Genomic DNA, 17,656 nt, shown 5'->3' on the forward strand with positions numbered 1-17,656 from the left:
GGATGGACCGGCATCAGGAAAGTCGCCCTAAAATCCCTAAAATCAACGCAGCTCAGCCACTTGGTCTATATCGGCTGCGCCCCGGCGCACCCGTTTGCCTTGGAAGTGTCCCCTGAGGAGGTGCAGGAGAGCCGCCGGGAGGGCAATCCCGTCCGTCGGCACGACCAGATCGTAGAGCGGCACCTCTCGTGCACCAAAGCCGCGCGCGAGCGGGTGCTCCCCGATGCCCATATCGAAGCGGCGCACGCCCCGGGTGGCGAAATATTTCATGGCTTCGATTACGACGAGCCGGCCCGGCGAGAGGTGGCTCCACTCTTCTCCGCCCGTCGAAATGGCGAGGCGCGTGAAGGCGCCGTCATGGACGATGCCGAAAAGGGTGGCGACGATCTCGCCGTTTGCTTCGAGCGCGAAGAGGGCGCTCAAGCCTGCGTCGGAGCCGTCGATCGCCAAGCGTTCGTAGAAGGAGCCGTAAGCCGGTTCATCGAGGACGCTTTTGCCATGGAGCGCCGCGTGCCGGCGCGCCCGCTGTTCTTCCAGCGCCAGATAGACATGGGCGATTTCCTCCGCGGTCGTCGCCCGATAAAAGCGCGGCGAGGGCTCCTTCTGCCACAGCCGATAGCAGCGTTCGACTTCCTTGCGATATTTCTTGCCGATGCCGCGCGGGTGAGCGTCCGCGGTGTCCGTCAGGAACAGCTCGGTTCCTGATCGCAACGCGGGCGAGCGGCCTAAACACGTGAGGAGCGGATTCGGGCGGCCGCCGATTTCGGCTGGCATGCGTTCGAAGCGGATAAGATCGATATCGCGCATCGCGCTGCGCACCGAACGCCAGACGCGGCGGATGGCTCTTCGATCCGTGAGGCGTACCGGTCCCAAAATCGGGCCGCCGTAATCGGAAACGCCGAGGTCGGCGAAGCTCGCGACGCGCAACATCCTTTCTTTCGCGACAACGAGCGGGAGAACGAGCGCGACGTCGCCGCTCGATTGTTCGGTCACGACCACGAGACGCGGCATCGCTTTCCGCGCGGGCGCCAATTCTTCGTAGAGGACCGTCAGCCAATCGAGCGTTTGAAAACCGTTGGAGACGAGGCCGGTCTCGACGGCTTCGAATGCCGCGAGCGCTTCGTCGGCGCCATCGAAGACTTCGGTAATGAAGCGGCCACCGCGCGAGTTGAGCACTCGCGACCAGCCACCCCCGGCGCGCAATATCGCGCCGCCCCCTGTTTCCACCGTCGCCATACGCAATACACTCTGCGGCGAGCTTCTTGTTTTCGGGAATATTATCCCGGACCGGCGATTATGGCCACGGCGATTATAAAGAACGCCGTTTCGTAAATCTGTTCGACCGCGCCCAGGACGTCGCCCGTGTAGCCACCGATTTTCTGGTGGGCAATCAACGCGACAATGGTTGCTGCTACGCCTGCGAACAGGGCCGACGCCAAGAAGACGACGGGGCTCAAACAAAGAAATCCGAAAATCAGAGCGGTCACGACTGTCACCGCGATCTCGCTTCCGGTCATTTCCGACGTGGTTCGGCTGACCTTTGCCGCTTCGCCGCCCGCATAGGAAAGGCTCGCCAGCGCCAGCACGGCCGCCGCCCTCGCGCCCGCAAACCCGGCGATGACGACCTTCGCGGAAGAGAGCGGATCGACCGCAGCGAGTGCCGTTGCCTTGAGCGCCAGAGTGACGATCAGGGCGAGAACGCCGTATGTGCCAATGCGGCTATCTTTCATGATTTCGAGGCAGCGTTCGCGGGTGTGTCCGCCGCCGAATGCGTCGGCGGTGTCGGCCAATCCATCCTCGTGCAGCCCACCGGTCAGCAGAATAGCGAACGCTAAGCCCAGTATGACGGGTAGCGGCTCGGGGAAGACGAACGACGTCAGCAGGATGACACCGCCCGTGAAGACGCCGACCAGACCGCCGACCAGCGGCAAATATTTCGCTGCCCGCACAAGCCAATCGCCCGGCAAGGGATCGATGTGCTTGAGCGGAATGCGCGTCAGGAATTGCAACGCAACGAAGAAACGCATCCGTTCAAGCGAGATCATTCGGGATGTTCACCCGGCAAGTCCGCCATTTCGCGGAGCATGAGTTCGGCGGCTCGAATGATGGGGATTGCGAGCGCGGCACCGCTGCCTTCGCCGAGCCGCATTTCCAATTCGAGCAGCGGCTTGACGCTCAGATGCTTCAGCAGAGCCGCATGTCCGGGTTCGGCTGAGCAATGAGCGAAAACGCAGTTATCGATCGTTCCCGGAACGAGGGCTTCCGCGGCGATGGCTCCGGCGGTCGAGATGAAACCATCGACGACGATAACGCGTCCAGCGGCGGCGGCCGCCGTCATCGCGCCTGCCATCATCACGATTTCGAAGCCGCCGAACTGGCGAAGCACTTCGAACGTGCGCTTCTCCGAAGTGGATGGCGCAATCGCGGCGCGGTCAATCGTGTCGCTGAGCACCTGATATTTGTGATCGAGACCGAGTGCCGGAGTGCCTGCTCCCGGACCGACGAGCGATTTGAGACCGAGACCGGTCAACGCGTGGGCGACCAGGCCGGCGGCGCTCGTATTGCCGATGCCGATTTCGCCGTAGCCGACGATACCGACGTTCTCAGCGCCCAGGTGCGCATCGATGGCGCGACCGGCTTCCAGGGCCGCTGCGCATTCCTCGATGGACATCGCTGGCTCGCGCCGGGCGTTCTTCGTGCCGCTTGCTATGCGGCGGTCGAGAAGGAGATCGTGCGGCGGCAACGGCTCGAGCATTCCGGCGTCAACGAGTTCGACGCCGACGCCTGCGGCGCGCGCCAATACGTTGACGCCCGCGGTGCCCGCCAAAACGAACTTGGCGATCTCGCGCGTCACAACGGAGGGGTAGGCCGTCACGCCTTCGGCGGTGATGCCGTGATCGCCCGCGAAGACCAGAATTTTCGCAATGCCGAGGTCGGGGCTCGTCGAGCCTCCGATCAAGCCGATTTGGACTGCGAGATCCTCGAGCCGCCCGAGCGAGCCGACCGGCTTCGCCTTGCCGCGAAGGCGGGCGCGAAGCTCATCGGCGAGCAAAGTCTGGGATTGTTTGACGCCGGATTGGACTGTCATGCGCCTATGTAGTCCTCAACGCTGTGTTTGGGTTGCGGCACGTTTGTCGAATACTGGGCGAGATTTTCTAATCCCGGCGGAATTGGACCACCATGCGCCCAATCGAGCAACTCGACCGTATGGACGACCGGCACATCGAGCGCCCGTTGAAGCTGATTGATGCAGCCGATGTTGCCTGCCGCCACGATATCCGGCCGCAATGATTTGATGTTTGCGGCCTTGCGATCGCGCAACGCGCCCGAGATTTCGGGCTGAAGAATATTATAGACGCCCGCCGAGCCGCAGCAGAGATGGGCTTCCGGCACATCCATGACGGTGAAGCCAGCTTTCTTCAGCAACGACTTCGGCTGGCTCGTGACGCGCTGGCCGTGCTGCAGCGAGCACGCCGAATGATAGGCGACCTTGAGGCTCGACCAGCGTTTCGGCGCGCCGATATCGTACTGGTCGAGGAACTCGCTGACATCCTTCGTCATCGCCGCGATGTCTTTCGCGCGCTTGGCGTACTCGGTTTCGTGTTTCAGGAGATGCCCGTAGTCCTTTACCGTCGTGCCGCAGCCGGACGTGTTGATGATGATGGCGTCGACGCCGCCCTTGGCGATTTCCTTGCTCCAGGCATCGACGTTGACCTTGGCGGCCTTGATCGCTTCTTCCTCGCGGCCGATGTGCTGGTTCAAGGCTCCGCAGCAGGCGGCTCCGGCCGACACGATCACATCGATGCCGCCGCGCGCGAAAAGCCGGATCGTCGCGTCGTTGATTTCGGGTCTCAGCACTTGCTGCGCACAACCCGCAAGCATGATGACGCGGCCAGTTCTCACGCCCGTCGGAGATGCTCGGCCCGGTCCGCGGAAGCGGCCGGAGCGTGGCGCCTCGACCGGCGCCAAATCGACCATCGCGGCAAGCTCGGGAAGATTGAGCGCCTTGAATGCGCCAGCCATCCGCCGGCCGAGCGGTGCTGCCTTCATCGCCCACCGGAAGCGGCGCGGATGCGGCACGATCTCCGCCAACGCGCGGCGGATGAGCCGATCCTTCAGACTGCGGCTTCCCGTTTTCTCGATGTGCTTCCGCGCAATCTCGACGAGATGCATATAGTCGACGCCCGAAGGGCAGGTCGTCATGCACGAGAAGCACGACAGGCAACGGTCGATGTGAACCGAAACCTCGGGCTTCGCATCGAGCCCTTTCTCGAGCATGTCCTTTATTGCGTAGATGCGGCCGCGCGGACTATCGCGCTCGTCGCCGAGGACGACGTATGTCGGGCACGTCGCGGTGCAGAACCCGCAGTGTACGCAGCGTCGAAGGATGCGCTCGGCTTCCCTGACCTCCGGATCGTCAAGCTGCGATTTCGAAAAATTGGTTTGCATTGCGCCTTATGTCGAACTGACGTGTCTAGAAATTGGCGTACATGCGCCCGCGATTAAGCAGGCCGCTCGGATCGAAGGCCGACTTGATCCCGCGTGTCAATCTTTCGATCTCCGGCTTCAGGGGTTCGAAGACTTCGACGGAGTTGCGGATTTCCGGCTCTGCACGGATCAACGTCGCGTGGCCGCCACGAACGGCAACGGCGCGGCGCACATCGGCTGCACCGGCATCGGCAGCGGCCGGGACTTCCAGCCAGACGAGCGCGCCGGACCAATCGTAGAACGCCACCACATCCATGAACTTTTGGATCGCGGCGACGATTTCAGGCGCCTTCGTCGGAAGTGTTGAAATCCGCCACAGGCTCGTCTCGGTCGAGAACGGCATCATAGAAAGCGTGCGGAATTCGCTCCAAAGACTGAAGGTGTCTTCCGCATCGAGTTCGATCGGCTTGCCGTAAACCTTGAGCGCCGCCTTGAGCTTCTCCCTGCGCTCGTCGATCGACGTCGCAAACGTCTCGAGACGCAGAAGCGTCAGCGATTGTCCGACACCTTTGAGCTTCGGCACTTTGAGCCTGTCGACGCAATTCTTCGGGAGATGGACCGCGCCCGAAATTTCGAGCGGAGTCGCCATCGCGATGTTGAGCGCTTCGATCGCCAAATCGTCCGGCAGGCCGACGAAGGCCAGCGTTTGCATGGTCTGTGGGAGCGGCGCGACCTTGAATGTCACTTCGGTCATGACGGCGAGCGTTCCCCAGCTGCCGGTCAATCCGCGGGCGACGTCGAGGCCGGCGACATTCTTCATCACGCGGCCGCCGGATTTGAAAAGCTCGCCGCGGCCGTTGACGGCGCGGACACCGAGCAGGTTATCGCGGGCGCTTCCGGCGGAAATGCGCCGGGAGCCCGAAAAATTCGTCGCGAAGACGCCGCCGATGGAGAGCGCGCCGCCCGGCGCTCCGGTCGCTGGTCCGAGATCTACAGGTTCGAAGCTGAGCATCTGACCGCGCGCCGCGAGGATCGCCTCGATTTCATAAACCGGCGTGCCGGACCTTGCCGACATGACGAGTTCCGTCGGCTCATAGAGCGTCACGCCCTTGAGGCCGGAGGTCGTCAACACGACGTCCGCCTTCGCGACCCGGCCGGTGTTGCGAAGAGCGCCATGCCCCACGACTTCGATGCCACGCTTCTCGCGCGCAAGCCTCGCAATCATGGACTGCAATTCCCACTCGGCGGCGGGGCGAAAAAGCTCAGTCACGATCGCACCATCTGCTAGGCAGCCTCCGGTGTGCTGGCGGCGTCGCCAGCGCGCATGACGTTGGTGATGGCGAGCGGAAATACCTTCGCCGGGTTCAATCGCCACGTCGGATCGAAAACGGTTTTTATCCGCATCTGAACGGCCAGATCGGTGGGCGAGAACTGGGTCGTCATCAGTTCGCGTTTTTCGATGCCGACACCGTGCTCGCCCGTGAGACAGCCGCCAAGCTCGACGCACAGCTTCAGAATAGTTTCGCCCGCAAGCTCGGCGCGTTCCGCCTCCTCGGGACTGTTCGCATCATAGAGGATGAGCGGATGCAGATTGCCGTCGCCGGCGTGGAAGATGTTGGCGACCTTGAGACCGTACTCGGCGCAGATCTGGCTGATCCGGGTCAACGCGTGAGGCAACTGCGCGAGCGGGATGGTGCCGTCCATGCATAGGTAATCGGAAATGCGCCCGATCGCGCCGAACGCCGCCTTACGGCCGGCCCAGATCCGCGCGCTCTGTTCGGCATCGGCGCTGATCTGAACGGTTTTTGGATCGAAGCGAGCGGCGATTTCGGCGATGCGGCCGAGCAGGATGCCGATTTCCGCCTCCGAGCCTTCGACCTCGACGATCAGCAATGCTTCCGCATCGAGCGGATAGCCTGCGCCGGCGAAGGCTTCGCATACTTCGATCGCCGCGTGATCCATGTATTCGATCGCTACAGGGATGATACCGGCCGCTATGATCGCCGAGACGCAACTGCCCGCTGCCTCCGGCGAACGAAAGCCAATCATCATCGGCCGTGCGCCTTCCGGCGCCGGAACGAGCTTCACGGTTGCTTCAGTGATGACGCCGAGCTGGCCCTCGGACCCGATGACCAGGCTCAAGAGGTCGTAGCCGTTGCGTTCCAGCGCCGAGCCGCCGATCTCGACGACGGTGCCGTCGATCAGCACCATTTTGACGCCCAAGACGTTGTGCGTCGTCACTCCGTACTTGAGACAGTGCGCGCCGCCGGAATTCATCGCGAGATTGCCTGCAAGCGTACACGCAAGTTGCGATGAGGGATCGGGCGCATAGAAAAAGCCGCCCGCCGCGACCTCCGCCGTGATCTGGAGATTTGTTATTCCGGCTTCGAGACGCGCCAAGCGGTTGGCATAATCGATCTCGATGACGCGGTTCATCTTCGAGATGCAGAGGACGATGGCATCCTCGGTCGGCAACGACCCGCCGCACAGAGATGTGCCTGCGCCGCGGGGAATGACTTTGACGTCGTTCTCGTGGCAATACTTCAAGATCTTGGAGACTTCTTCGGTCGTGCGCGGCAGGACGACGAGCATGGGCACGCGGCGATAAGCCGTGAACGCATCCGTCTCGTAGGCCCGGCGTCCATCTTCGTCGACGATCAGAAGATCCTGACCGACGCGGCTTTTCAGGCCTTCGATCAGAATGGGCAGCCGCCGCAAGACGCCAACATCGGGCTCAGGCAGCTCGATATGCGGCATCGTCTTCTGTCTCCAAGCCAATAGTCATGTCGGCTGTTTCGCTCTTGGGCCGTCAGCTTACGTCAGCCAGAGACGCGGCGGCCCAAATTCGATCGCGCCTGCGGCAACCTCGGCGCGTAGCCACGGGCATTAATCATCCTCGCACGTGCGCCGGTGACCGGCAATATAGGCTTGGCCGTTGCGCCTGTGTAGAAAGCGCGCCCCATCAGCGGCGGTCGCCCGCGCCGGGCCAGCGCTGGCCGCCCGGATCGCGAGGCTCGCGAAACTCGCGGGGCGGGGGTCCGCGCATATCGCGGGGGTCGCCCATGCCAGCGCCTGCGCCTCGCGGCTCGCTCATGCCTCGGGGGTCGGGTCGCACATCGCGCGGAGCGCGGTCGCGGTCGCGGGAACGAGCTCCCGAGAAGCATTGGGTGATGCAGCTCTGCAACTGAGCGTCGCAATGTGCGGAATACAGGAGTTTTGCGGCCATCCGGCAGGAATTGTGCTGGGACCGGCAGGAATCGGCACAGGGATCGGCGCTCGCGTCACCGGCTGCAAAAGCCAACACCGCCAGAACAGCCAGCGCGGCCATTCCAAACGATTTTATCGACACTGATGCAGCCTGAAACACCTACCGCCTCCTCATCCCCGGGCCGTGCTGGGCGGCTGAGCCTAGGCAAGCGGCGGAAGCTACTCGCGCGACCATGAACATGGCCTGAACCGGTGGTTGAACCTGAGGCAACAGGCTCGCCTGGCAACGGGCGCCATCAGAAAGCAAACTCCTCGAAGATCCGATCAACGTTGCCCTGCCACTCCCCGGAATAACGCCGCAGCAATTCGTCCGCCACGGTCTGGCCGTTGCCTGCGATCTTCTCGAGCGGGGCCAGAAATACCGTCTCGTCCTGGTTTTTGGCGTTGATGCGGGCGCGGTTCTTGAGACCGTGCCGCGAAATACGCAAGGCTTGGCGGGCGATGCTGGCGACCGTCGTCGTCCGGAAAGGCGTCGCGAGTGCCGTTTTCGGAACGGCTGCCCGCAGATTTTCCCGCTCTTCGCTGGTCCAGTCGCGGACCAGTGTCCAAGCCTGATCCAGCGCGGCCTCGTCGTAAAGAATGCCGGTCCAGAAAGCCGAGAGCGCCGTGATCGTTCCCCAGCGCCCAGCATCGGCGCCGCGCATCTCCAGAAAACGTTTGAGGCGGACTTCGGGGAAGAGCGTGGTGAGGTGGTCCGACCAATCATCGGCGGTCGGCAGCTCGCCTTCCAGCCCCTTGAGGCGGCCTGCCAGAAAATCGCGAAACGACGAACCGGCGACATCGATGTAATTGCCGTCGCGGTAGACGAAATACATCGGCACATCGAGCGCGTAATCGACGTAGCGCTCATAGCCCATGCCGTCTTCGAACGCGAACGGGAGCATGCCGGTCCGGCGCTTATCGGTGTCGAGCCAGACTTCGCTCCGCATCGACTGGAAGCCGTTGGGGCGACCCTCGGCGAACGGCGACGACGCGAACAGCGCTGTCGCGATCGGCTGCAGCGCGAGCGATACGCGGAGCTTTTTCACCATGTCGGCTTCGCTCGAAAAATCGAGGTTCACCTGGATCGTCGCGGTCCGGTACATCATGTCGAGACCGCGACTGCCGACTGTCGGCATATAGCGGGTCATCACCTGATAGCGCTTCTTCGGCATGTGCGGGATCTGGTCGAGCCGCCACTTCGGCGAAAATCCGACGCCCAGAAAACCGATGGCAAGATCCTCGCCGACGTCGATGACTTCGCGCAGATGCTCGTCGGTTTCGACTGCCGTTTCGTGCAGCGTTTCGAGAGGCGCGCCAGAGAGCTCGAACTGGCCGCCCGGCTCGAGGCTGATCGTGCCGCCCTTCTCGCCGTCCGGGCGCTTCAGGGCGATGACGTTTTCACCTTCCTTGATGGCGACCCAGCCGTAGCGGCGGATCAACTCTTCCATCAGGGCGCGAATGCCATCGGTGCCGCCGTAGGGCACGGGATCCAACGTCACGGTGCGAAATACGAACTTCTCGTGCTCGGTGCCGATACGCCAATCCGCTTTCGGCTTCTCGCCAGCCGCAATCCAGCGCACGAGATCGTCTCGTGTCTCGATCGTCGCGCTCGCAGCACCTTGTTCTCGCGTGGACATATTACCGAGCGACCCAGCCTTGCCAAACCGACGCGGGTGCGCCCCGCGGCTTGAGCCTTATGGCGAGGACCGACGGGAACGGCAAGCGTCCCCGACAATGGAGTTAGCGGCGGCGCCAATCGCCAAGAACGGCATTGACGATCGCAAGCGCGGCAACGGCTGCGGTATCGGCGCGCATGATTCGCGGGCCGAGCGACAGCGGCACGACATAGGGCTTGCCGACGAGGCGCTGTCGCTCGCGCGGGGAAAAGCCACCTTCGGGTCCGATAAGGACTGCCAGGGGCCCAGCCGAGAGCTTCTCCAAAGCCCCGATCGGGTCAGACAGTTGCTCGTGCTCGTCGCAGTAGATCAGGCGGCGCGCTTCGTCCCAATCGTCAAGGACGTCATCGAGTTTTGCGGGCGGCTCGACGGCCGGCACTTGCAAAATCCCGCACTGCTCCGCCGCCTCGATCACGTTGGCGCGCATCCGCTCGCTGTTAACTCTTTCCGCGACCGTTCTTTCGGTAATGACAGGCCTGAGGCGCGCGGCGCCCATTTCGGTCGCCTTCTGCACCATGTAATCGAGCCGCGACCGTTTGAGCGGCGCGAACAAATAGTCGATGTCGGGGCCACTTTCCTGGGGGCGCGTCTGTTCCTCGACTTGGAGCGTGACGCGCCGCTTGTGCGTCTCGGCGAGGGTCGCAACCCACTCGCCGTCGCGGCCGTTGAATACCAACAGCTTTGCTCCCGGCCGCAGGCGCAGGACGCCGGTCAGGTAGTGCGCCTGCGGCGGCTCAAGCTCCAAGAGCTTGGCAGCGGCGAGATCGTTGTCGACAAATAGTCGCTCTGAAGTCAGGTCGCGGATAGCCATGATGCGGTCTTATCGAAGCCGCGCTTGCAGTCAAACGTATGTCGCATCCATGACCCGGTATTGCGCCTCCCTATATTGCGTCGGGGCGACGGGCCGGATAGGTCTTTGCCAAAGTTGCCGGAGAAACATCATTTGACGACGGGTGCCGAGATTTCGCCCAAGCCGACATTGCGTGTTGCGGATGCACCGCCGTCGAACTGGGTCGATCGATGGGCGCCGGCATCGTGGCAGCCGTACCTTCGGCTCGGGCGATTGGACCGGCCGATCGGCACGTGGCTGTTGCTGTTTCCCTGCTGGTGGGCGCAGACCCTCGCCCAGGTCAATTCCGGCGATCACCTGCCGAATATCGGCTATCTCGTGCTCTTCGCCATCGGCGCTCTCGCGATGCGCGCCTGCGGTTGCGCCTATAACGACTGGGTCGACCGCGACATCGACGGCCGCGTCGAGCGGACGGTCAATCGTCCTCTGCCATCAGGGCAAGTTTCGCCGGAAGCCGCGCTTGGCTTCGTCGTCGCGACGGCGCTCATCGGGCTGGTCGTCCTGTTGAACTTCAACAGCTTCACGATCTGGCTGGCTATCGCCTCGCTTTTCATCGTTGCGGCTTACCCATTTGCGAAGCGCTTCACATCGTATCCGCAGCTGGTGCTGGGCCTTGCTTTCAACTGGGGCGCCCTCGTCGGCTGGGCCGCAATCAAGGGATCGATCGGCCTTCCGGCGCTCGCCCTTTACGCGGGCTGCGTGTTCTGGACGGTCGGCTACGACACGATCTACGCGCATCAGGACAAAGAGGACGATGCGCTTCTGGGGCTCGGCTCGACGGCGCTGCATTTCGGCGAAGACACGGTTTCGTTCGTCGGCGCGATGTATGGGCTCGCCGGAATTCTGTGGCTCGTGGCCGGCGCGCTTGCCGGTGCCCACCTCGTCTATTTCCTGGCCGTCGTCCTGGTGTTCCTGCAGATGTCGTGGCAGGTCGCGACGCTCGATATTCACAATTCCAGCAACTGTCTCTGGCGATTCAAGTCGAACCGGGACGTCGGCCTCGCCGTCTTCGTGGGCCTTGTTGCCGATATGGCGCTGTCGTGGTTTGCCGGGCTCGGCTGAGGCGCCGGGCACATACGAGAACGCGGCCCGAGAGGTCCCGTGCCGCGCTGTTCCGTCTCACTGTCGAACTTCCGAGCCGCTTTCCGTGGCTTTGTATGGGATCTTGGCAGAATTCTCTTCCGATGAGCTTAAGAAATAGCGTAAACAAATGCTTACGCAGAAGTTATGCGATTCCTGATTGGCCAGAGGACGCTTTGCGCCGTTGACGGCTGTCACACGCGCGGCTTTTTAAAAAGTCGCCCGGAGCATTTGTTCAGGAGACGAACAGTCGTCCATGTCCCAGACCTCATCTTCATCCGATTCAAAACCGCAGCTCCTGCATCTCGTTTTCGGGGGTGAACTCGAAACGCTCGAGGGCCACGAATTTCGCAATCTCGAGGGCCTTGATATCGTCGGCATCTATCCGGACTATCAGTCCGCTTACGCCGCTTGGAAGAACGCAGCCCAGCGCTCGGTCGACAACGCGATGATGCGCTATTTCATCGTGCATCTGCACCGGCTGCTCGAGCCGAATGGCATGAAGCCATCTCAGCCGGCAACATCCGCCACGTGACGGGCAATCTTCTCAAACCCGAAAAGAAGGCCCGGCCGCGTCTGCGGCTCGATGCGGCTTCGCGCGCGCTCCTTCGCCGTTTCGTCGTCGACTGGGTTTGGCCGCGTCGATGGGAACTCGGCTGGACGCTCTTTCTGACGGCGTGCCTCGCCGCGGTGACCGGCGGCTATCCGGCCGTCATCAAGAAATCATTCGACATGCTGATGGGCAATCAGCAAGGCGCGCTACCGTTCGTGCTGACGGCGATCGTCGGCATTACGATCGCGCGCGCGACACTGCTTTTTGCGCAAGCGATCGCGACGAACCGTTTCATTCTTCGCCTCACCTCGGACATGCAGAAGCTCGCGTTCCGGCATCTCATCAGTGCCGATTTCGCGCGGCTGTCGCGGGAGACGCCCGGCCGGCTGATGTCGCGGCTGACGAACGACATCGGCTTCGTGCAAGGCGCGATGATGGCGGCGCTGAACTCGATTTTCCGCGACACCTTCTCGGTCATCGCGCTCGTGATCGCGATGCTTTATCTCGACTGGGCAATGACGCTCGTGGTCTTGAGCGTCTATCCGCTCGCCGCTTTGCCCGTCGCCGCGATCAGTCAACGGCTCCGCCGTGTCGCCAAGCAAACGCAGAGCGGCCTCGGCGATATGACCTCGCTCCTCGCGGAAAAGCTCGCGGGCGCGCGCTTGATCAAGTCGTTTCAGCTCGAGAATTACGCGGCCGACCGCCTCGACAACAGCTTCGAGCAAATCTACGGGCTGAAGATGAAGTCCGTGCGGACGCGCGCGCGGATGGATCCGATCCTCGAAGTGCTCGGCGGCATTGCGATCGCGGGCGTCGTCGGCTTTGCCTACCTGCGCATTTCCACCGGCATCTCGACCGTCGGCGATTTCATGGGGTTCATCACCGCGTTGCTCATGGCGGCGCAGCCCATTCGCGCGCTTGGAAACCTCGCCGGCCGGCTTCAAGAGGGCCTTGCCGCCGCTGAAAGTTTCTACGGCTTGATCGACGAGATGCCGACGATCGGCGACAAGCCGGACGCGAAGCGTCTCAGTGTTTCTAAAGGCCAGATCTCTTTCCGCGGGGTCGGGTTCGCTTACGATGCGGCGTCGGAAGAACGCGCCGTGCACGACGTCACGCTCGACGTTCCGGGCGGATCGACCGTCGCCCTCGTCGGCCGCTCGGGCGCGGGCAAATCGACGATCATCAATCTCGTGCCCCGGCTTTTCGATGTTACCGAAGGCCAGATCCTGATCGATGGCCAGGATGTTCGCGATGTAACGCTCTCGTCGCTGCGCGACCAGATCGCGATCGTCAGCCAGGACATCACGCTGTTCGACGACACGATCGAAGCGAATATCGCGCTTGGGCGCCTTGGGGCGAGTTCAGAAGATATCATCGAGGCTGCGAAAGCGGCGGCGGCTCACGACTTCATCATGGGGTTGCCTCAGGGCTATCAGACGATGATCGGCGATCGCGGCAGCCGCCTTTCGGGCGGGCAGCGCCAGCGCGTCGCGCTCGCGCGGGCCATCCTGAAGGACGCGCCGATCCTTCTTCTCGACGAGGCGACGAGCGCGCTCGACAATGAAAGCGAGCAACTCGTTCAGGAGGCGCTTGCAAAGTTCACGCGCACCCGCACGACGCTCGTCATCGCGCACCGGCTTTCGACGATCCAGAACGCGGACATGATTTGCGTGATGGACGGCGGCCGCATCGTTGAGCTCGGGAAACATTTCGAGCTGATCGACCGCAACGGCCCTTATGCTCGGCTGAACCGTTCTGCGCACGGGCCTCAGACGATGATCGTTAATTGAGGAAGCTGACCGAATAGCCGAGAGCCACTCACGGGGCTTGGCTATTCGCGGTTAAGAATGTTGTTCACGAGCCTGTTGGCCCAGCCGCGCGCCTTGAACGTCGAGTTCACTTCGCGGGCATCGTAAACCGTTTCGATCCAATCCCAGAACGCGATGCCGGTGCGGGCCTCATCAGCGAGATAGCGGTGGAAGACGGCATCCAGCACGCCCGTATCGGCGCTGCGGACATGGCCGTAACGCAACGAAAGCTGGCTCAGCGCATCTTTTATCGGCTGCCCATCGTGCAGATGACTGATCATCACGCTCATCAAACCGGCGCGGTCGGCGCCCGATTTGCAGTGAACGAGGATGGGATATTCGGCTTTTTCCAGCACATCTTTAATTGCCTGGAATTCGGCTCGCGAGGGCGCAGCGCGCGATCGCAAGGTCAGATCGATGAGCGTAAGCCCATGGCGAGCGCATGCCTGCTGCTCGAGCCAGCGCGTGCCGTAAGACTGCTCGCCGCGCAGATTGATAACCGTCTTTACGCCCCGCCTGCCGGCCCAGGCAATGTGATGGGGCGCGGGCTGCGCCGAGCGCCAGGCATCCCTGCCCACGCGATGGCGATTATTGTAAACAGTCCGCACGAGACCATAATCGATCAGCAGCATTTCGGCGTAGCAAAGGGCCGATGCGAATCGCGTCCCAAGCCAGGACGGCGGGGAATGCACAGCGCTGTGCAAAAGTGCGCCACTTGTACGGCGCAATCCACGCTTTGCTTCTTTGAGAGGGCTTGCCATCAGGAGTTGTCTCGATGCTCCCGATTCGCGGGCAGCCTTGTGGATAGCGCCAGCTTTAATCCTACTCGTTGTTCACAAGAAGCCGCGGTCCATCGTGATTGAACTTGCTAGTTATTAGCTATAGCAACGACCCGCAAGGGGCTAAACACAATCAAGCTTCATCCTGCACTTTCTCGCGTTACAACGATAAGGCAGCCATTGCCGCATGGCAGAAATTAAGAAGAGGCTTGTGCGACTTGGCGGCTTGACGCTGGCGCGTCTTATCCGCCACGTGGCCAATTCGTCTCAGGTTATCCACGAACCGCCGGACCTGATGGACCGGCTCAGCGATGCCCACCCCTGTATCGTGGCGTGCTGGCACGGCCAGTTCATGATGATCGCGACGCTTCGTCCTGAAGACGTCAGGATCTCCGCCATGGTCGCGCGGCACGGCGATGCCGAGATCATCAGCGAAACATTACAAGCCATCGACGTCCAGCTCATTCGCGGCGCGGGCGCCGGCTGGCGCAAGAAGGATCGCGGCGGCGCGGCGGCTCTCCGGGCATCGCTGCAGGCGCTGTCCGAAGGCTCCTCGCTCGTGATGACTGCCGACGTCCCGCCGGGACCGGCGCGTGTGGCAGGGGCCGGCATTATCACGATCGCGCGCATGTCGGGGCGGCCGATCGTTCCCGTCGCGCTCGCAACCAAACGGTTCGCGTCGTTCGATACCTGGAGCCGGCTGACGATCAATCTGCCGTACTCGAAACTTGCAGCCGTCGTCGGGGAACCAATTCATGTTCCGAGCACGGCGGACGACGAACTGCTCGAATCAAAACGCGTAGAGCTCGAGACCGCACTCAACACCGCGACGCTCAGGGCATACGAACTTGCCGGCGCCGATATCAAGCGAGCGACACCGCTCGATGTGCTTGCGGCGGCCTCGGCGCCGTCGCCCGGCCTCGTGCTCAAGACTTATCGCGCGGGAACGGCGGCGCTTAGGCCAGCGGTGCCCCTGCTCCTCAACATGCGCGGGCAGCAGGGGAAAGAAGATCCGAACCGCCGCGGCGAACGATTGGGCTTTGCGGGCCGGCCGCGCCCCGCGGGACAGGTGGTGTGGGTTCATGCGGCAAGCGTCGGCGAGACGAACGCGATCCTTCCGCTCATCGACAGCCTGCTCGACGCCAATCCGCATATTCACATTCTGCTGACGACGGGCACGAAGACATCAGCCGAGATTGCGGCGCATCGCTTGCCGCCACGGGCGTTGCATCAGTACGTGCCTCTCGACGTTCCTCACTATGTTGCCCGCTTTCTCGATCACTGGAAGCCGTCGATATCGATCTTTACGGAATCCGACATCTGGCCGAATCTCATTCTCGGAACGGCGGAGCGCGGAATTCCTCTCGTGCTCGTCAACGCGCGGATGTCACCACGCAGCATCAGCCGCTGGCGCAAATATGCGGCCGTCGGCCGGCCGCTGTTTTCGCGCTTCGCGGCCGTGCTATCGCAGAATTCGCAGATAACGCGGGCCATGAAGCGTCTCGGTGCTCCGAACGTCATTACGGCCGGTAACTTGAAAATCGATTCACCGCCGCCTCCGGTCAACGCGGATCTGCTGGCGGCACTCAAGAACGCCGTTGGCCAGCGTCCGCTGTTCCTCGCGGCCAGCACCCATCCCGGCGAAGACACGGTTATCGCCGCGGCGCATTCGCTGATGAGGCGCGAAATCGAGGGACTGCTGACGATCATCGTTCCGCGTCATCCCGAACGCGGCGGCGGGCTTGCCGCGTCGCTCGGCGGGCTCGGGCTCAGAACGCAGCTGCGCTCGCGCTCCTCCACACCCGAGACCGATACCGAGATCTACGTCGCCGATACGATTGGCGAGCTTGGAACGTTCTATTCGATGTCGCCGGTTTCGCTCGTCGGCGGGTCTCTGGTCGAGCATGGCGGTCAAAATCCAATCGAAGCCGTTCGTCTCGGCTCGTGCGTCTTGACTGGTCCGTTCACGCACAATTTCCGCGATGCGTATGCTGCACTCTTCCGCGAGGGCGGCGCCGTCGAAGTCAGGTCGTCCGACGACATCGCGCGGCAGGTCACGCTTCTGCTTGCCGATCAAGCCGCGGCCAAGCGCATGCGACAGGGAGCAGACGTGGCGCTTCAGTCGATGGGCGGCGCGCTCGCCAAGACGCTCGGCGCCATCCAGCCATTGCTTGAAAAACAGCGAGCGTGATGCGTGCCCATCTCTGAACCGAGCTGGTGGTACGGGCCGGGCAGCGGATGGCAGACGACGCTTCTCTCTCCAATCGGCACGCTCGTCGGCCGGATCGCAAGCCGCCGCATTCAGAACGCAAATCCCTATCGCTCGGCAGTTCCCGTCATTTGCGTTGGAAACTTCACGGCCGGCGGCTCGGGCAAGACTCCGCTTGCTTTGTTCCTTGCCAGGCTCGTCGCCGAGGAAGATCGCGAGCCATGGTTTCTCTCGCGCGGTTATGGTGGAAGCCTTGAAGGGCCGGCGCGCGTCATTGCCGATCTCCATACGGCGCGCGACGTCGGGGACGAGCCGCTGCTTCTTGCCCGCGCTGCGCCGACGGTCGTCTCGCGCGATCGCCGCAAAGGCGCGGAAGCGATCGAGCGCATGGCTTCGAAACGCGCCGTCATCATCATGGACGACGGCTTGCAAAATCCGGCGCTAGCCAAGGATCTTGCTATTGCACTCGTCGATGCGAAGCGCGGCGTCGGCAACGGGCTCGTCATTCCTGCGGGCCCCTTGCGCGCGCCGCTCCACGTTCAAACGGCGCTTGCAAACCTGATCGTGCTCACCGGAGGCGATGATGCGGATCGCGCCGGTTCCGTCGCTGGCCAGCTCAAAGCATTGTCGCGTGCGCCGATCATTTCCGCTCAGACGCGCGCCGAAGACGACAACGCGAAGTTTCGCGGCCGTCGTGTGTATGCGTTTGCGGGCATTGCCAATCCCGGGCGATTTTTTGCGACGCTCAGTTCACTCGGAGCCGACATCATCGCGCGAAGGGCATTCGCTGATCACCACATGTTCAGCGAGGCGGAAGCGCGCGAGCTGATGGAAGCAGCCGAACGCAGCAATGCTCTCCTGGTGACTACGGAAAAAGACATCGCGCGGCTCTCCGGAATTGTGGGTGCTCGCGGGGCACTCAAAGAGCGTGCGGAAACGGTCTCGATCAGAACGTCTCTTGAAGGCGGGGATCTCGACGTGCTGCGCCGGCTTATTCGAGAAGCAATCGCTCGCTAGCGCGAGC

Annotated in this window: 14 protein-coding genes; 5 read left to right on the forward strand and 9 right to left on the reverse strand. The window is 62.6% G+C overall.

Annotation, left to right across the window (positions count from 1 at the left end; all coding sequences use genetic code 11):
- Window positions 1-42: 42 nt before the first annotated feature.
- From BM399_RS12740 to BM399_RS12780, 8 genes are all read right to left on the reverse strand, one after another.
- A complete protein-coding gene (locus BM399_RS12740) occupies window positions 43-1,236 on the reverse strand; it encodes a GNAT family N-acetyltransferase (protein ID WP_092868040.1) in 1,194 nt (397 codons plus the stop codon).
- Between the two features lie 41 nt (window positions 1,237-1,277).
- Complete coding sequence (gene cobS, locus BM399_RS12745) at window positions 1,278-2,045, reverse strand: adenosylcobinamide-GDP ribazoletransferase (protein ID WP_092868041.1); 768 nt, start codon at window positions 2,043-2,045, stop codon at window positions 1,278-1,280.
- On the reverse strand, window positions 2,042-3,088 hold the full coding sequence (gene cobT / locus BM399_RS12750) for a nicotinate-nucleotide--dimethylbenzimidazole phosphoribosyltransferase (protein ID WP_092868042.1): 1,047 nt from the start codon (window positions 3,086-3,088) through the stop codon (window positions 2,042-2,044). The genes cobS and cobT overlap by 4 nt, the downstream gene beginning before the upstream one ends.
- Entirely contained in the window at window positions 3,085-4,449 is a 1,365-nt protein-coding gene (gene glcF / locus BM399_RS12755) for a glycolate oxidase subunit GlcF (protein ID WP_092868043.1), read from the reverse strand. The genes cobT and glcF overlap by 4 nt, the downstream gene beginning before the upstream one ends.
- Window positions 4,450-4,474: 25 nt before the next feature.
- Window positions 4,475-5,698, reverse strand: a complete 1,224-nt coding sequence (locus BM399_RS12760) for an FAD-binding protein (protein WP_092868228.1) — start codon at window positions 5,696-5,698, stop codon at window positions 4,475-4,477.
- Window positions 5,699-5,712: 14 nt separating this feature from the next.
- A complete protein-coding gene (locus tag BM399_RS12765; RefSeq protein WP_092868044.1) occupies window positions 5,713-7,185 on the reverse strand; it encodes an FAD-binding oxidoreductase in 1,473 nt (490 codons plus the stop codon).
- A 746-nt stretch (window positions 7,186-7,931) separates the two neighbouring features.
- Window positions 7,932-9,314: a glutamate--cysteine ligase gene (locus BM399_RS12775; RefSeq protein ID WP_092868046.1), complete on the reverse strand. Its 1,383-nt coding sequence runs from the start codon at window positions 9,312-9,314 to the stop codon at window positions 7,932-7,934.
- A gap of 103 nt (window positions 9,315-9,417) precedes the next feature.
- Entirely contained in the window at window positions 9,418-10,164 is a 747-nt protein-coding gene (locus tag BM399_RS12780; protein WP_092868047.1) for a 16S rRNA (uracil(1498)-N(3))-methyltransferase, read from the reverse strand.
- A gap of 132 nt (window positions 10,165-10,296) precedes the next feature.
- Here BM399_RS12780 and ubiA point away from each other — a divergent pair, with 132 nt between their 5' ends.
- The 3 genes from ubiA to BM399_RS12795 all read left to right on the forward strand — a co-directional run bounded on the left by ubiA (window position 10,297) and on the right by BM399_RS12795 (window position 13,626).
- Window positions 10,297-11,265 carry a 4-hydroxybenzoate octaprenyltransferase gene (ubiA, locus tag BM399_RS12785; protein ID WP_244531215.1) on the forward strand — a complete coding sequence of 323 codons (969 nt, stop codon included), beginning with the start codon at window positions 10,297-10,299 and terminating at the stop codon, window positions 11,263-11,265.
- A 274-nt stretch (window positions 11,266-11,539) separates the two neighbouring features.
- Window positions 11,540-11,818 carry a DUF4170 domain-containing protein gene (locus tag BM399_RS12790; protein WP_092868048.1) on the forward strand — a complete coding sequence of 93 codons (279 nt, stop codon included), beginning with the start codon at window positions 11,540-11,542 and terminating at the stop codon, window positions 11,816-11,818.
- Window positions 11,815-13,626, forward strand: a complete 1,812-nt coding sequence (locus BM399_RS12795; RefSeq protein ID WP_092868049.1) for an ABC transporter ATP-binding protein — start codon at window positions 11,815-11,817, stop codon at window positions 13,624-13,626. The genes BM399_RS12790 and BM399_RS12795 overlap by 4 nt, the downstream gene beginning before the upstream one ends.
- 41 nt (window positions 13,627-13,667) lie before the next feature.
- On the opposite strand, the gene BM399_RS12800 is transcribed toward BM399_RS12795, so the two are convergent.
- Complete coding sequence (locus BM399_RS12800; RefSeq protein ID WP_092868050.1) at window positions 13,668-14,405, reverse strand: fused DSP-PTPase phosphatase/NAD kinase-like protein; 738 nt, start codon at window positions 14,403-14,405, stop codon at window positions 13,668-13,670.
- A gap of 205 nt (window positions 14,406-14,610) precedes the next feature.
- On the opposite strand from BM399_RS12800, the gene BM399_RS12805 reads away from it, so the two are divergent.
- A complete protein-coding gene (locus tag BM399_RS12805) occupies window positions 14,611-16,614 on the forward strand; it encodes a glycosyltransferase N-terminal domain-containing protein (protein WP_092868051.1) in 2,004 nt (667 codons plus the stop codon).
- 3 nt (window positions 16,615-16,617) lie between these two features.
- Window positions 16,618-17,649: a tetraacyldisaccharide 4'-kinase gene (lpxK, locus tag BM399_RS12810; protein ID WP_092868052.1), complete on the forward strand. Its 1,032-nt coding sequence runs from the start codon at window positions 16,618-16,620 to the stop codon at window positions 17,647-17,649.
- Window positions 17,650-17,656: the final 7 nt, after the last annotated feature.

This window comes from Hyphomicrobium facile, from assembly GCF_900116175.1.
GTDB lineage: Bacteria > Pseudomonadota > Alphaproteobacteria > Rhizobiales > Hyphomicrobiaceae > Hyphomicrobium_B > Hyphomicrobium_B facile.

Bases quoted from the DNA above. Each gene is read 5' to 3' on its own strand.
- BM399_RS12790 (WP_092868048.1), top strand. From the start codon at position 11,540: ATGTCCCAGACCTCATCTTCATCCGATTCAAAACCGCAGCTCCTGCAT.
- BM399_RS12780 (WP_092868047.1), bottom strand. From the start codon at position 10,164: ATGGCTATCCGCGACCTGACTTCAGAGCGACTATTTGTCGACAACGAT.
- cobS (WP_092868041.1), bottom strand. From the start codon at position 2,045: ATGATCTCGCTTGAACGGATGCGTTTCTTCGTTGCGTTGCAATTCCTG.
- BM399_RS12775 (WP_092868046.1), bottom strand. From the start codon at position 9,314: ATGTCCACGCGAGAACAAGGTGCTGCGAGCGCGACGATCGAGACACGA.
- glcF (WP_092868043.1), bottom strand. From the start codon at position 4,449: ATGCAAACCAATTTTTCGAAATCGCAGCTTGACGATCCGGAGGTCAGG.
- cobT (WP_092868042.1), bottom strand. From the start codon at position 3,088: ATGACAGTCCAATCCGGCGTCAAACAATCCCAGACTTTGCTCGCCGAT.
- BM399_RS12765 (WP_092868044.1), bottom strand. From the start codon at position 7,185: ATGCCGCATATCGAGCTGCCTGAGCCCGATGTTGGCGTCTTGCGGCGG.
- BM399_RS12740 (WP_092868040.1), bottom strand. From the start codon at position 1,236: ATGGCGACGGTGGAAACAGGGGGCGGCGCGATATTGCGCGCCGGGGGT.
- BM399_RS12805 (WP_092868051.1), top strand. From the start codon at position 14,611: ATGGCAGAAATTAAGAAGAGGCTTGTGCGACTTGGCGGCTTGACGCTG.
- BM399_RS12800 (WP_092868050.1), bottom strand. From the start codon at position 14,405: ATGGCAAGCCCTCTCAAAGAAGCAAAGCGTGGATTGCGCCGTACAAGT.